General features: G+C 63.7%; 15 protein-coding genes and 3 pseudogenes. 7 read left to right on the top strand and 11 right to left on the bottom strand.

The annotated features are described in order from the left end of the window. The 8 genes and pseudogenes from ACFE7K_RS14885 to ACFE7K_RS14850 all read right to left on the bottom strand — a co-directional run. A pseudogene (locus tag ACFE7K_RS14885) lies at positions 1 to 242 on the bottom strand (NADH-quinone oxidoreductase subunit B); the annotation flags it as partial. Further along, a complete protein-coding gene (locus ACFE7K_RS14880) occupies positions 233 to 607 on the bottom strand; it encodes an NADH-quinone oxidoreductase subunit A (protein ID WP_375398983.1) in 375 nt (124 codons plus the stop codon). The pseudogene ACFE7K_RS14885 and the gene ACFE7K_RS14880, both read right to left, overlap by 10 nt. A 155-nt stretch (positions 608 to 762) precedes the next feature. After that, positions 763 to 1,575 (bottom strand): inositol monophosphatase family protein, encoded by an 813-nt coding sequence (locus tag ACFE7K_RS14875; protein ID WP_375398982.1) that lies wholly within the window; start codon positions 1,573 to 1,575, stop codon positions 763 to 765. 88 nt (positions 1,576 to 1,663) lie between these two features. Next, positions 1,664 to 2,227 (bottom strand): elongation factor P, encoded by a 564-nt coding sequence (gene efp / locus ACFE7K_RS14870; protein WP_375398981.1) that lies wholly within the window; start codon positions 2,225 to 2,227, stop codon positions 1,664 to 1,666. Positions 2,228 to 2,318: 91 nt separating this feature from the next. Further along, positions 2,319 to 2,999, bottom strand: a complete 681-nt coding sequence (thiE, locus tag ACFE7K_RS14865) for a thiamine phosphate synthase (RefSeq protein ID WP_375398980.1) — start codon at positions 2,997 to 2,999, stop codon at positions 2,319 to 2,321. Between the two features lie 7 nt (positions 3,000 to 3,006). Then, positions 3,007 to 3,555: a glutathione peroxidase gene (locus tag ACFE7K_RS14860; protein ID WP_375398979.1), complete on the bottom strand. Its 549-nt coding sequence runs from the start codon at positions 3,553 to 3,555 to the stop codon at positions 3,007 to 3,009. Positions 3,556 to 3,648: 93 nt separating this feature from the next. Then, complete coding sequence (locus ACFE7K_RS14855) at positions 3,649 to 4,560, bottom strand: fructose bisphosphate aldolase (protein WP_375398978.1); 912 nt, start codon at positions 4,558 to 4,560, stop codon at positions 3,649 to 3,651. Positions 4,561 to 4,667: 107 nt separating this feature from the next. Beyond that, positions 4,668 to 5,810, bottom strand: coding sequence for an SPFH domain-containing protein (locus tag ACFE7K_RS14850; protein ID WP_375398977.1), 1,143 nt, complete (start codon positions 5,808 to 5,810; stop codon positions 4,668 to 4,670). 568 nt (positions 5,811 to 6,378) lie between these two features. Here ACFE7K_RS14850 and ACFE7K_RS14845 point away from each other — a divergent pair. After that, positions 6,379 to 7,187: pseudogene (locus ACFE7K_RS14845) on the top strand (IS5 family transposase). Positions 7,188 to 7,505: 318 nt separating this feature from the next. On the opposite strand, the gene ACFE7K_RS14840 reads toward ACFE7K_RS14845, so the two are convergent. Beyond that, on the bottom strand, positions 7,506 to 7,991 hold the full coding sequence (locus ACFE7K_RS14840; RefSeq protein WP_375398976.1) for a hypothetical protein: 486 nt from the start codon (positions 7,989 to 7,991) through the stop codon (positions 7,506 to 7,508). A gap of 150 nt (positions 7,992 to 8,141) precedes the next feature. Here ACFE7K_RS14840 and ACFE7K_RS14835 point away from each other — a divergent pair, with 150 nt between their 5' ends. Both ACFE7K_RS14835 and ACFE7K_RS14830 read left to right on the top strand, forming a co-directional pair. Next, positions 8,142 to 8,969 (top strand): hypothetical protein, encoded by an 828-nt coding sequence (locus ACFE7K_RS14835; protein WP_375398975.1) that lies wholly within the window; start codon positions 8,142 to 8,144, stop codon positions 8,967 to 8,969. Positions 8,970 to 9,040: 71 nt separating this feature from the next. Next, positions 9,041 to 9,849 (top strand): annotated as a pseudogene (locus tag ACFE7K_RS14830) (IS5 family transposase). Positions 9,850 to 9,855: 6 nt separating this feature from the next. On the opposite strand, the gene ACFE7K_RS14825 reads toward ACFE7K_RS14830, so the two are convergent. Both ACFE7K_RS14825 and gap read right to left on the bottom strand, forming a co-directional pair. After that, entirely contained in the window at positions 9,856 to 11,049 is a 1,194-nt protein-coding gene (locus tag ACFE7K_RS14825; protein WP_375398974.1) for a phosphoglycerate kinase, read from the bottom strand. A 37-nt stretch (positions 11,050 to 11,086) separates the two neighbouring features. Next, positions 11,087 to 12,094, bottom strand: coding sequence for a type I glyceraldehyde-3-phosphate dehydrogenase (gene gap, locus ACFE7K_RS14820; protein ID WP_375398973.1), 1,008 nt, complete (start codon positions 12,092 to 12,094; stop codon positions 11,087 to 11,089). Positions 12,095 to 12,238: 144 nt separating this feature from the next. Between gap and ACFE7K_RS14815 the strand changes: the two genes are divergently transcribed. From ACFE7K_RS14815 to ACFE7K_RS14800, 4 genes are all read left to right on the top strand, one after another. Next, entirely contained in the window at positions 12,239 to 12,418 is a 180-nt protein-coding gene (locus tag ACFE7K_RS14815) for a hypothetical protein (RefSeq protein WP_375398972.1), read from the top strand. Then, a complete protein-coding gene (locus ACFE7K_RS14810) occupies positions 12,411 to 12,713 on the top strand; it encodes a cell division protein ZapA (RefSeq protein WP_375398971.1) in 303 nt (100 codons plus the stop codon). The genes ACFE7K_RS14815 and ACFE7K_RS14810 overlap by 8 nt, the downstream gene beginning before the upstream one ends. 188 nt (positions 12,714 to 12,901) lie before the next feature. Next, on the top strand, positions 12,902 to 13,450 hold the full coding sequence (locus ACFE7K_RS14805; protein ID WP_375398970.1) for a 5-formyltetrahydrofolate cyclo-ligase: 549 nt from the start codon (positions 12,902 to 12,904) through the stop codon (positions 13,448 to 13,450). Next, complete coding sequence (locus ACFE7K_RS14800) at positions 13,447 to 13,665, top strand: DUF2842 domain-containing protein (protein WP_375398969.1); 219 nt, start codon at positions 13,447 to 13,449, stop codon at positions 13,663 to 13,665. The genes ACFE7K_RS14805 and ACFE7K_RS14800 overlap by 4 nt, the downstream gene beginning before the upstream one ends. Positions 13,666 to 13,901 lie beyond the last annotated feature (236 nt).

Here is a 13,901-nt window from a genome sequence, read left to right as displayed (position 1 = left end):
GCGGCGCCGAAGCGTTCGAGGTCGTAGCGCGGCATGTTGACGTGGATCATCTCGACCGCGCAGCAAGCGAGCCCGAAGGTCATCCACCACAGGCTGCCGGTGCGCGCCCATTGGAACAGATCCTCGGTCGAGGTGACCAGGAAACCCCTGTCGGTCAGTTCGTCGTTCAGCCCCTCGAAGAACGGCTGGTCGGGCGGCACGATCGACGCTGCCGACGCGTCGCGGGTCAGCTCTACTCCCAATCGAGTGCTCCCTTCTTCCACGCATAGACCAGGCCCAGCGCCAGTTCGGCGATGAACACCATCATGCTGATCCACGCCGTCCACCCCAGCGAGAACACGCTGACTGCCCAGGGATAGAGGAACGCCGCCTCCAGATCGAAGACGATGAACAGGATCGCGATCAGGTAGAACCGAACATCGAACTGGCTGCGCGGATCCTCGAAGGCGGGAAAACCGCACTCATATTCGCTGAGCTTTTCGGGGTTGGGCTTGTGGCTGCCGGTCAGGCGCGAAACGACCATCGGCAGGAACACGAACGCCGACGACAGGATCAGAGCCACCACTAGGAACAGCAGGATCGGCAGATATTGGGCCAGGTCGACCAAGGGTTTTCTCTCGCAGGTGCGAAGGGCGTCGATCGGCTTTAGGACGGCGGCCGAAGTCGAGCAAGGGCGGCGGCAGATGAGAATGAATCGCAGCAAGCACAATAGTCTGGCATCGTAAGCCGGCCTGTCCAGGCTCCCCTGGCCGAGCCGCCCGTTCAGCGCAGCGCGCCGGCGACCAGCTTGTGCAACCGGCTGTGGAGCGCGTCATTTGCCGCCAGGAACTCGTTGCGTTCCATCGGCCGGTCGCCCCCGCGAAAATCGGTGACGAACCCGCCTGCCTCCCTGACCAGCAGCATTCCCGCCGCCACGTCCCACGGCTTCAGGTCGCTCTCCCAGAAGCCGTCGAACCGCCCGCCGGCGACCCAGGCCAGGTCGAGCGCGGCCGAGCCGAACCGGCGGATGCCCGCGACTTCGGGCGCGACCGCGCCGAAGATGCGGTTCCACTGGACGAAATCACCATGGCCCAGGAACGGGATGCCCGTCGCGATCAGCGCGTCGGCCAGGTCGCGCCGCGCGGACACGCGCAGCCTTTGGTCCTGCAGCCAGGCGCCGCGCCCCTTTTCCGCCCAGAAGCTCTCGTCGGTCAGCGGCTGATAGACCAGCCCGGTGGTAATCTCGCGCCGGCCCGAGGCGAGCGGCTCCTCGACCGCGATCGAGATCGCGAAATGGGGGATGCCGTGGAGGAAGTTGCTGGTGCCGTCGAGCGGATCGATGATGAAGCGCGGCTTGCCGGGATCGCCGGCGATCTCGCCGCCTTCCTCCAGCAGGAAGCCCCAGTCCGGCCGCGCGCGCTGCAACTCCTCGACCAGCGTATCCTCGCAGCGTTTGTCGGCGATCGACACGAAATCCGCCGGTCCCTTGCGGCTGACCTGGAGGTGCTGGACCTCGTTGAAATCACGCCGCAACCGCGGCGCCGCCTTGCGCGCGGCGCGATCGATGACGGTCATGAGGCCGGAATGGGAGGGCATTTCTTACTCCCCCCTCCCGCTTGCGGGAAGGGTCGGGGATGACTTGAGTCTCAGCCGCGGAGAACGGCGAACAGCGGTGCTGTCCGTCTCAGTCCGCCCGGCGAACATAGGTCCGCTCATAAACATCGACGACGATCCGGGTGCCCGCGCCGATATGCGGGGGCACCATTACACGCACACCGTTTTCCAGGATCGCGGGCTTGTAGCTCGACGAGGCGGTCTGGCCCTTCACCACGGCATCCGCCTCGACGATCGTCGCCTCGATCGTGTCCGGCAGCTCGACCGATATCGGCCGCTCGTCATACAGCTCCATGACCACGTCCATGCCGTCCTGGAGAAACTCGGAGGCGTCGCCGATCACACCCTTGTCCAGCGTGATCTGTTCGTAATTATCCTTGTCCATGAACGTCAGCGCGTGACCATCGGCGAACAGGAACTGGAAGTCCTTGGTGTCGAGCCGCACGCGCTCGACGGTCTCGGCCGACCGGAAGCGGACGTTGTTCTTGCGGCCGTCAATCAGGTTTTTCATCTCGACCTGCATGTACGCGCCGCCCTTGCCGGGCTGGGTATGCTGGATCTTGACGGCCTTCCAGATGCCGCCTTCATATTCGATGATGTTGCCGGGACGAATGTCCACGCCGCTGATCTTCATGTGCCATGCCTGTGGAAAGAGCGAAGGCAGCGCCCTTAGCCGCCGCCGCCCCGGCGGGCAAGGCGACAACAACGCGATTGGGGACCGGCCGCTACCTCAGGACGTCACGAAACGCCGCAACCGCGACCGCTTCATCGCCGCCCCAAACCGCGCTCGATACCGCCAGGAAGTCGGCGCCTGCCGCGACCAGTGGCGCGGCATTGGCCGGGGTGATCCCGCCGATCGCTACGCAAGGCAATTCGAACACCGCCGACCACCAGCTCAGGATCACCGGATCGGGCCGATGGCGCGTCGCCTTGGTCGTCGTCGGATGGAACGCGCCGAACGCGACATAGTCGGCGCCCGCCTCACCCGCCTCCATTGCCAGATGACGGCTATTGTGACAGGTCACACCGATCTGCGCGCCTGCTCCCAGCACGGCGCGCGCCTCGCGCGGGTCGCCGTCCTCCTGCCCCAGATGCACGCCGTCCGCGCTAAGCCGTTTGGCCAGCGCGATGCTGTCGTTGACGATGAACGCCACGTCGCGGTCGGCGCAGATCCGCTGGAGAGGTTCCGCCAGCCGCGCCGCCTCATGCCGGTCGACGTCCTTGATGCGAAACTGGAACGCCGCGACCGGCCCGGCATCGAGCGCGCGCGCCAGCCGGTCGGAGAAACCGCCGCCAACGTCCGGGGGGGAGACCAGATAGAGCTGGCATGGCGGACGGCACATGTCGCGCACGAACCGCGCGGCGAAATCGGGATCGAGCGGACCAAGCGGATCTTCAATGTCCATCGCTCGATCAGGCCGCCAGCGCCTGCTCGATCGTTGCGACCAGCGCGGCATCGTCGGGGGTCGTGCTGGGGGCGAACCGCGCGACCACTGCGCCGTCGCGGCCGATCACGAACTTCTCGAAATTCCACAGCAGTTCCGGCGCCTCGGTCGGCGTCAGGCCATGTCCGCGCAACCGCTCGCGGAACGCGTCGCCGCCCTCGCCCTGCGCCTCGGGCGCGGCCCTGGTCAGCGCATCGTACAAGGGATGCTTGTCGGGGCCCGTCGCCACGACCTTGCCGAATATCGGAAAATCGATGTCATAGTTAATCGCGCAAAAGGCCGCGATCTCTTCGTCGGTGCCGGGTTCCTGCCCGGCAAAATCGTTGGCGGGCAGGCCGAGCACGACCAACCCCCGGTCGCGATACGTGCGGTACAGCGCCTCCAGCCCCCCATATTGCGGGGTCAGCCCGCATTTGGAGGCGACGTTGACCACCAGCAGCACCTTGCCGGCATAGTCGCCCAGCCTGCCGTGGCCACCGGCGATCGTCTTGAGCGGAATGTCCTGCAGCGCGGTCATCGGCGATCCTCCTCTGGGTGGAGAAGGCTGGTAGCGCGCGCGCCGCGCGGCGGAAAGCCGCCTTCGCCCTCGCGCCACACAGATACGGTCGATCTACGCGGCGACGGGTATCGCGACCTTCTGGGTCGAGGCGGCGTAGATATCGTCGATCGCGTGGCCGAGCGAGGCATCGAACTCGGCGTCGCTCATCTGGAAACGCAGGTCCTCGAGCAGCGCGCGGCTGAAGCTGGCGATCATGCCGCGGTTCCGGGACAGTTCCGCGCACGCCTCGGCTCGCGCAAAGCCACCCGACAGCGCCACCACGCGCAGCACCCGCGGATGGTCGATCAGCGGATCGAACAGTCCCGATTTCTCCGGGATCGACAGCTTGAGCATCACCTTGTCGTTGCCCGGCAGCGCGTCCAGCGCCTTGAGCAGTTCGTCGAGCAGGATCTTCTCGGCCTGGGCGCGTTCCGGGCTCTTGATGTTGAGTTCCGGCTCCAGCATCGGCATCAGCCCGCCGGCGATCACCTGCCGGCCGACCTCAAACTGCTGCGCGACGATCGCGGCAATGCCCTTGCGATTGGCGAGGTTGATGACCGATCGCTCCTTGGTGCCGAACACGCCCAGTGCCTTGGACCGGGCGAGCAGCGCGTCGAGCCCGGGCATCGGCTTCATCAGCTGCACGCCGTCGGCCTCATCCTCCAGACCCTTGTCGATCTTGATGAACGGCACCACGCCGCGCCCGATCAGCACGCTTGGCACGGGCGTGTCGTCGATCATATTGTCCATCGTGCGTTCGAACAGGATCGCGCCGATCACCTTGTCGCCGCTGAAGCTCGGCGCGGTGATGATGCGGCTGCGCATCTGCTGGATCAGATCGTACATTTCTGCCTCGGATGACCAGGCGTCGCTCTCCACGCCATATCCCTTGAGCGCCTTGGGCGTCGAACCGCCGCTCTGGTCGAGTGCTGCGATGAAGCCCTTTCCGGCGGCGATCTTGGCGGTCATGTCGGCGGTGTTCATGCTGGCTCCATCGGTCTTGCTGCACTGCCGCGCTGATAGCATTTCACCGCGCCACGGCAACCGCCGCGACATGACCGTATTGTATCAAAACGACTATTGCCGCGACTTCACTGCCGCGGCTCCAGACTGACCAGACGGTCGAGTATCGCGTCCAGCCCCTCGCCCGAACTCACATGCACGTCGATCCGCCCGATCTTTTCGGTGACCCGCTCCAGCGTCTCCATCTCCTTCAGGCGCAGCAGCGTCGGGTTGTCCTCGATCAGCTTGGCGGTATTGAGCAGCGAGCGGGTCGCCGCAACTTCCTCGCGGCGGCGGATCAGATTGGCCTGCGCGACTTTCTCCGCCTCGACCACCTTGTTGATCAGTTCGCGCATCTCCCCCGGCAGAATCACGTCCTTGATGCCGAGGTCGATCACCGCCAGCCCGACGTCGCCAAGTGCGCCCCGGACATGGCCGATGATCTGGTCGTCGACCGCCTGGCGATCGTTGAGCACCTCGTCGAGCGTTCGCCCGCCGATCGCCTCGCGTATCGCGAACTGGACGAGCTTGTAGACGTGCGTGGCGTGATCGGGAATGCTCATCGACAATTTCGCCGCGTCGATCACTTGGACGAAGCTGGTCAACGTGACGCGCAGCGCGATGCGGTCCCGGGTGAGGATCTCCTGCGCGGTCACCTCGATCGGCACCGGGCGTGTGTCATAGGTCTTGGCGGTGACCCTGCGGCCGACCTGCCAATAACCATAGCGCCCCGGGGCCAGCGTATCGGCGAGCTCGTCGTCGAAATAGGCCAGCCCGACATGCGCGATCGGCACCGACACGATCGAAATCACCGCGCCCGTGCCGACCACCACCGCCTCCTCGAACGCGACCAGCTCGGCCTTGGTCAGGCGTGGCCGGTCGAGCACGTCGAAGGTCTCGACGACCACATCGTTCATCACCTTCCACACCAGCGCCAGATTGCCCGGACGCACCACATGGGCCGCACGCCCCTCGATCCGCACGACCGCCACCTGCCCGTCACGGGGGCGCGCGACCGCGAAATACTCGTCCGCGATATCGGGCCGGACGTGGGCGATGGTCGACGCCCAGGGCGATGCGAAGTTGCCGGTCGCGACGACCAGCTCGACGCGCAGCCGCTGGCCCCAGTCCCACAGGAGGTGCCGGCCGGGATCAAGGATACCGGCCAGGCGACCGTCCCTGATCAGGAGGCCGCGCTGGCCGTCGGGTACGATCACTTCCTTGCGGATCATCGCCGCTCATTCCCTTCGTCGCGCCAATATCCAAGGAAGGGTCGGCCGGGAAGCATTCCCCGACATCACGGCGGTCCGGCGATTGAGGCGAGATGCCCCGAACCCTGAGCGCCCGCGCAGCATGCCGGCCGTGGCCGCACCTGGGACGAACGCCGCGAGATCGCGCGGCCCGCCGGTATCCTCGCCGGCGCAGGGCCGGATATCGAGTGGCGCCGGCTTGGGCAAGGCCCTGGGGCCGCGCCGTCATCGTCCGCCTGAACGCCGCCCGGCGTCCCCGATTTGGTGGCGTCCTTTCGGGCGCCGTGTGGGAGTCGAACCCACTGTCCCCAGATTACACTCTGTCGCTCTACCGTTGAGCTGTCCAAGGGCGTTGAAGCCGCCATGGCTGATGGTGGCCGTGCCATGGAACACGGGTTGGCATCGCCGACCGTGCCCGCCGGGTCTCACGAGCCCGGGCGAAATGACATAACCGAGGTCGACTATATCGACGCATGAAACACCTGTCGAGCGCCCCCGCCCCCAGAGTCTGTTATGGACTTGGAAGTAGGGGTGATTCATCCGCTATTGGATGAGCACTTGCCGTAAGCCGTATCCCTCTGATGTGAGTAGTGAGGAATGGTCGCTGGTCGCGCCGTACCTGCTGTTGCAACGCGAGGATGCCGGACAACGCGAGCACGACCTGCGCGAGGTGTTCAACGGCCTGCGCTACATCGTGAAGACCGGCGCTCCATGGCGGTGGATGCCGAACGATCTGCCGCCCTGGGCTGCGGTGTACCAGCAGACGCAACGCTGGCTGGCAGCGGGATGCTTCGAAGCGATGGTGGACGATTTGCGCGCGGTGTTACGGCTGGCGGCGGGGCACAAGGCCGATCCCAGCGCCGTCATCATCGACAGCCGGACGCTGCGCTCCACGCCCGAAAGCGGTGAGCGCGCAGGCTATGACGGAGGTAAGCGCAAGAACGGCTCGAAGATCCACATGGCCGTCGATACGCTGGGCCATTTGCTGGCACTTCACGTCACCCCGGCCAGCGCGGAGGATCGCGGCGAAGTGGAACGGCTCGCGCGTACCATACAGGCCGTCACCGACGACACCGTCAAACTCGCCTGGGTCGATCAGGGCTATACCGGTGAGCGGGCCGCCACTGCTGCCGCCAAACACGGCATCACGCTGGAAGTCGTCAAATTACCCCAGGCAAAACGCGGCTTCGTCCTCCTGCCGCGCCGATGGGTGGTCGAGCGGTCATTCGCATGGGCAACCCGCTTCCGGCGTCTCGTCAAAGACTACGAACGCTATGCCGAAACACTCGCAGGACTTCACGTCGTCGCCTCGCCTGCCTCATGATGAAACAGGCTGCTACCCTCGCCGCACGTTCATAACAGCCTCTAGCGCGCCAGCGCTCATTTTAGCGAAAAACTGGAAGAAGCCCTTGAAGTGCTAAACAATCAATTTTGGAAAGTCCAGGTCTACGTAGATGCCAACTATGATAACCAAAATGGTCGAGACCCTGATTTTTACAAAGGAAGTAAAATCAATAATCTGGTCCGGATATCCGTCAAACGAGATTAACGAGGTAGACCAGACCATTAAAGAGAAAGTCGAATTTATTGAGAAAGTTTGCATACCAGCTTTGCGCTTAAACTTATCTTAGAGTGCGACATGGGCAATATCTGCGCCTTGTTACCAGCCCTGGCAGCTCAGTAATTTAGCTTATCTTCAGAATTTCCTGCATCTTGATCAATGAATCTTACTAATATCTGTAGTTCATACTTGCTTTGACCAATCCAAAAAACTTTCAGATCGCGAGAAGCCAGCGAAATCGCTTTGCGATCGGTGCTGGTCTTTACTGCAGCTTCTAAACCTTTTAGCGCAGTGATGCAGTCCATACCCGCCTGCCGCACCTTGATATAGGACAGCACTGTAGCTCGGGCGGCTTGGCGCTGGTCAGCCGAGGGACGAGCGCCCAGGCTGCGGACAGCACGCTCGGCTGCAACACGACTCTCAAACTCATTGTTCTTGGGGCCGGACAGGCACGCATAAGCCTTCGCGATGCCATCTCTAATGCTCGCTGTGTCAGCGAGCGCTGGTGGCACCATAGCCGGGACGGTAGCCATAGCTAAGGATGGAATGACGCTTGCGAGAGCCGAAGCCACTAAAAGCGATAGCGAAATAGCCTGTCTCATATGCCTCAATAACGTGCCGGTTAGGTCGCGAAAAGAGGATTAAATCATAATTTATTATAATGCGGCCTTGCTGTCGATTGTTGGATTAATGTTGAAAAAAAGAGAAGATGAATCGTCGCGCAGCCGATAGGCTTCGGGAAAATGTGCCCCGTGCAGCTGCGCACGGGAGTAATTATGTCTACGGATATTGTGGTAACTGGCCACCGATACGCCAACAGCGCTGGTGTTCAGGTAACGTCATTTATTTTCCAAAACGGATCAAACGATGGAAATATGAATGCGACGACGGGAACCGAAAATAGTGACGGCTCTCTTGATGTTAATGTAAACGTAAATATTACCAACTCTAGTAATGAGGCAAAGGCAAAGGAAGCTGCGCAGAATATCGCTGCTGCTGTAGCTACGATCGTGGACGCCGCACTAAAGCTTCCGCCCAACACCTCCATCACGCTCCCGAGTGGCGGAACTATTACAGTCGGTGACCTCCTTAACGATCTCAAAGCCACCAAATTTATTGTAACTGACAACCCCAATCTGGGAAATAACGGCGTGGCTAAGGCGGATCACACTGCCATGACGGACACGCTCTATTTTGCGCAATTTGTCGAGGGAGCAGGCCCGACCAGCTATTCAAACTCGGGGTGGCAGGGCCAGGGCATTATCGGTGTCATTCTGCACGAGCTCGGTCATCTATCTGCAGGCGGATACGCGAATGCTATCAACGAGATCAATCGCTTCAATAACGAAATGTCGATCCGTAAGATACCGCCAGTGCAACGTGATTTTTACGGCTCGGACGGTGCTGATTATAACTTTGACAATGAAAGCTATGCGCAGGGTTACGCTAGCAACGCTGCCAGCGTGCTCGGCCTCGATATCAGCATTTTAACAAATGCCTATGAGACTAATGGTCAAGTAGGCCAGTTCCGAGGCGCAGAGGCAGTATTTGACGATCACGCAGGCATGTATGGGTATTGACTGGTATCAATCGCGATAGAATCTAGAGTCTGTTATGGACTTGGAAGCAGGGGTGATTCATCCGCTATTGGATGAGCACTTGCCGTAAGCCGTATCCCTCTGATGTGAGTAGTGAGGAATGGTCGCTGGTCGCGCCGTACCTGCTGTTGCAACGCGAGGATGCCGGACAACGCGAGCACGACCTGCGCGAGGTGTTCAACGGCCTGCGCTACATCGTGAAGACCGGCGCTCCATGGCGGTGGATGCCGAACGATCTGCCGCCCTGGGCTGCGGTGTACCAGCAGACGCAACGCTGGCTGGCAGCGGGATGCTTCGAAGCGATGGTGGACGATTTGCGCGCGGTGTTACGGCTGGCGGCGGGGCACAAGGCCGATCCCAGCGCCGTCATCATCGACAGCCGGACGCTGCGCTCCACGCCCGAAAGCGGTGAGCGCGCAGGCTATGACGGAGGTAAGCGCAAGAACGGCTCGAAGATCCACATGGCCGTCGATACGCTGGGCCATTTGCTGGCACTTCACGTCACCCCGGCCAGCGCGGAGGATCGCGGCGAAGTGGAACGGCTCGCGCGTACCATACAGGCCGTCACCGACGACACCGTCAAACTCGCCTGGGTCGATCAGGGCTATACCGGTGAGCGGGCCGCCACTGCTGCCGCCAAACACGGCATCACGCTGGAAGTCGTCAAATTACCCCAGGCAAAACGCGGCTTCGTCCTCCTGCCGCGCCGATGGGTGGTCGAGCGGTCATTCGCATGGGCAACCCGCTTCCGGCGTCTCGTCAAAGACTACGAACGCTATGCCGAAACACTCGCAGGACTTCACGTCGTCGCCTCGCCTGCCTCATGATGAAACAGGCTGCTACCCTCGCCGCACGTTCATAACAGCCTCTAGCGCGCCAGCGCCTTGACGCCGGGCAGTTCCTTGCCTTCCATCCACTCCAGGAAAGCACCACCGGCGGTCGAGACAAAGGTCATCGCGTCGGCGACCCCCGCCTGGTTCAGCGCCGCAACAGTATCGCCGCCACCCGCCACCGACACCAGCGATCCGTCGCGGGTCAGCGCCGCCGTGGTCCGTGCCAGCGCCATCGTCGCGGCGTCGAACGGCGGCGTCTCAAACGCGCCGAGCGGACCGTTCCATACCAGCGTGCGGCAATTCTTGAGGACGTCGGCCAATGCCTCGGTCGCCGCCGGGCCGATGTCGAGAATCATCTCGTCGGCGGCGACCTCATGAACATTGCAGGATCGCAGGCTCGGCGGATTGGCCGCAAACTCCTTCGAGACGACAACGTCATAGGGCAAATGGATGGTGCAACCCGCCCGATCCGCTGCGTCGAAGATCTCCTCGGCGGTGCCGGTCAGATCATGTTCGCACAGGCTCTTGCCGACATTGACCCCGCGCGCCGCCAGGAACGTGTTGGCCATGCCGCCGCCAATGATCAGGTGATCGACCCGCCCGACCAGATGCTTAAGCACGTCGAGCTTGCTGGATACCTTGGCGCCACCCACCACCGCCGCGACCGGATGCTCGGGAGTGCCCAGCGCCTTTTCCAGCGCATCGAGCTCGGCCTCCATCTGGCGCCCGGCAAATGCCGGCAGCTTCTTTGCAATGCCCTCGGTCGAGGCGTGCGCGCGGTGCGCCGCCGAAAACGCGTCGTTGACATACAGGTCGCCGAGCGCGGCGAGGCGATCGATCGTTTCCGACGCGTTCTTCTCCTCGCCCGCGTCGAAGCGGGTATTTTCCAGGATCGCGACGTCGCCGTCCTTGAGCAGGGCGATCGCCTCGCTTGCTCCCTGGTCGTCGACGAAACGCACCGGGCGGCCGAGCACCTGCTCGAACGGCCGGGTGACCAGCGCGAGGCTCAAGTCAGGCGTGCGTTCCCCCTTGGGCCGCCCGAAATGGGCGAGCAGGACAACCCGTGCGCCCTTGTCCGCCAGTTCGGCGACGGTCGGCACGGCGGCGCGCAATCGCGTGTCGTCGCTCACCGCGCCATCGGCCATCGGCACGTTCAGGTCCTCGCGCACCAGCACGACCTGGCCGGCAATGTTGCCCATGTCGTCCAGCGTCCGGAAGTTCCTGTTCATCGTGCGTCGTCTCGATCGGCCGCGGCGACGACGGTCATCAGAGCAAGCCCGCCATCACCTTGGCGGTATCGACCATGCGGTTCGAGAAACCCCATTCATTGTCGTACCAGCTGAGCACGCGGACCAGCTTGCCGTCGAGGACCGCGGTCTCCAGGCTGTCGACGGTCGACGATGCCGGCATATGCATCAGGTCGATCGAGACCAGCGGCTCGTCGGTATAGGCCAGCACGCCCTCAAGCGGACCGCTCTCGCTGGCGGCTTTCAGCACGGCATTGACCTCGTCGCGGGTCACGTCGCGGCCCGGCGTGAAGGTCAGGTCGATCATCGACACGTCGGGCACCGGCACGCGGATCGCCGAGCCGTCGAGCTTGCCCTTCAGTTCGGGCAGCACCTCGCCGACGGCGCGCGCTGCGCCGGTGGTGGTCGGGATCATCGACATGCCGGCAGCACGCGCGCGTCGCATGTCGGAATGTATCTGGTCGAGGATCTTCTGGTCGTTGGTGTAAGCGTGGACCGTGGTCATCAGCCCGCGCTCGATCCCGAACGTGTCGTTCAGCACCTTGGCGACCGGCGCCAGGCAATTGGTAGTGCACGAGGCATTGGACACGATAGTGTGATCGGCCGTCAGCTTGTCGTGGTTGACGCCGTAGACGACGGTCAGGTCGACATTCTTGCCTGGCGCGGAGATCAGCACCTTCCTGGCGCCGCCCGCAATGTGCTTGCGACAGCTGACATCGTCGGTGAAGAAGCCGGTGCATTCCAGCACGATATCGATGCCCAGGTCGCCATGCGGCAGGTTCGCCGGATCGCGTTCGGCGGTGACGCGGATGTGCCTGCCGTCGACTACCAGATCCTGCCCGTCGGCATGGACGTCGCCCGGCCACATGCCGTGGACACTGTCGCGCTTGAACAGCCAGGCGTTCGACTTGGCATCGGCGAGGTCGTTGATCGCGACCAGTTCGAGCCCGGTATCGCCCTGTTCCAGCATCGCGCGGGCGACCAGCCGCCCGATCCGCCCGAAACCGTTGATCGCCACCTTCACCATTGTCTGCCACTCCCCGAAAGCCGTCCGGCAAGCGTCAGGCCGGAAAAGTCGCGCGGGTCTTTGCGGGGATGGGCGCGTTCAGTCAACCGCGGCTGGCGGCGAATCGATTCTTGCTGCGGGACACGGCCATGCTATCGTTTTCGGATGGCTAGCGAACATGCGCCGATGGAGCGGATCGACTCGGCGATCGCCCGCATTGCACAGGCGGTCGACCGCCGGGACGAGGCGCATGCGGTGATAATCCAACGACATGCCGTAATACGCGCGCGCGTAGCGGAGGTGATCGCGGCGCTGGACGCGCTGATCGGCCCCCAGGATGGCTGAGGTCACGCTGACCATCGGCGACCGCCGCCACGTCGTCGCCTGCCGCGATGGCGAGGAGGCACAGCTGCGGCGGCTGGGCGACATGCTCGACCAGCGCTGGGCGGCGGCGCAACGCGCGTCGGGCGCGCTCAATGCCGAGCGGACCATGCTGCTGGTCGCGCTGATGCTGGCCGACAGCCTGCAATCTGGCGAGAACCGTCCCCCGCCGGCCAGCTCGGCCGACATGATCGAGGCGGTCGCGGTCCGGCTGGAAGCGCTGGCCGATGCCCTTGAGCAAGCGCCCGACAATGCCTAGATTGATAGGTGGCGGGCACTGCCCGGTACGAACCTTTATTATCCCTGAGGCTATTCATCATCCAAGGGGGCTGTCCCTGCCCGGATCCTGGTCCGACGTACATGGTCCCCACCTGACGTACCGTGCGTCAGAGGATAACCCGGAAAACGGCCATGGCGGTCCCGCCACCCTCGTCATGGCCCGCTGAAATGACGGAGCTCGATAAGCGCGCGCAACGTGCGCTGATGCGCGCCGCGCGCGACGTATTCGTGTCGGCCGGCCACCCGACGATCGCCGTACCGTCCGCCTTTCGCGACCGGCTGTCCCACGGGGCGACGATGGCGTCCTACGTCGCGGTCGGCGGCGAGCCCGATCCGTCGCCGCTTGCGCGGGCGGCGGTGGAGGCAGGGTGCGCGATTGTCCTGCCCCATGTCACGTCGCGCGCCGAGCCGATCCGGTTCCTGGCATGGGATACGGAAGCAATGCTCCAGGACGGCCCGTTCCGACTGCGCCAGCCGGCGGCCGATGCGGCGGAACTGGCGCCGGACATCATCCTGGCGCCGCTGCTCGCGTTCGACGGCACGCTCAACCGGCTCGGCCAGGGGGCGGGGCATTATGACCGCGCGTTCGTCCGCTTCCCCGACGCGTGGCGGGTCGGCGTTGCGTGGTCGGTGCAACAGGTGGACAGGCTGCCCCTCGACACTTGGGACGTGCCGCTCCATGCCGTCGTCACCGAACGTGGCTGGCTGACGCCATGACCCAGGGTCCGCGTTGGCAGAAGCCGGTCGGCACGCTGGCGATCCTGGCCATGCTCGGCCTGTGGTGCGTGGCGGTGGCCAGCCTGTCGCCCTGGGTGGGCCGATGGCCCGGCCTGGTCCAGCTGGTCTTCTATATCGCCGCCGGCATCGCCTGGCTGTGGCTCCTGCCGATGCGGCGCATGCTCAGGTGGATGGAGACCGGCCGCTGGAAATGACGGTGATGCTATGACGGCAGCAACAGTCTGTCCGACTTTCCAAAATCGCGGGCGTCCGACCACGGATGGCTTTCGTGAACTGGTACCGTACGGCCTTACGTGATCCGCCATCGGTAACGGCGCACACCGTCTACATCAAGCGCGGCTAGCATGGTCGCCAGCGATCGTGAAGGATCACGCCGTGGCGCGAGTGACGGGGCTCGAACCCGCGACCTCCGGCGTGACAGGCCGGCGCT

This window comes from uncultured Sphingomonas sp., from assembly GCF_964244265.1.
Classification (GTDB): Bacteria; Pseudomonadota; Alphaproteobacteria; order Sphingomonadales; family Sphingomonadaceae; genus Sphingomonas.
The sequence above is the reverse complement of the archived record's forward strand: the minus strand, read 5'-3'. Positions and strand labels throughout refer to the sequence as shown.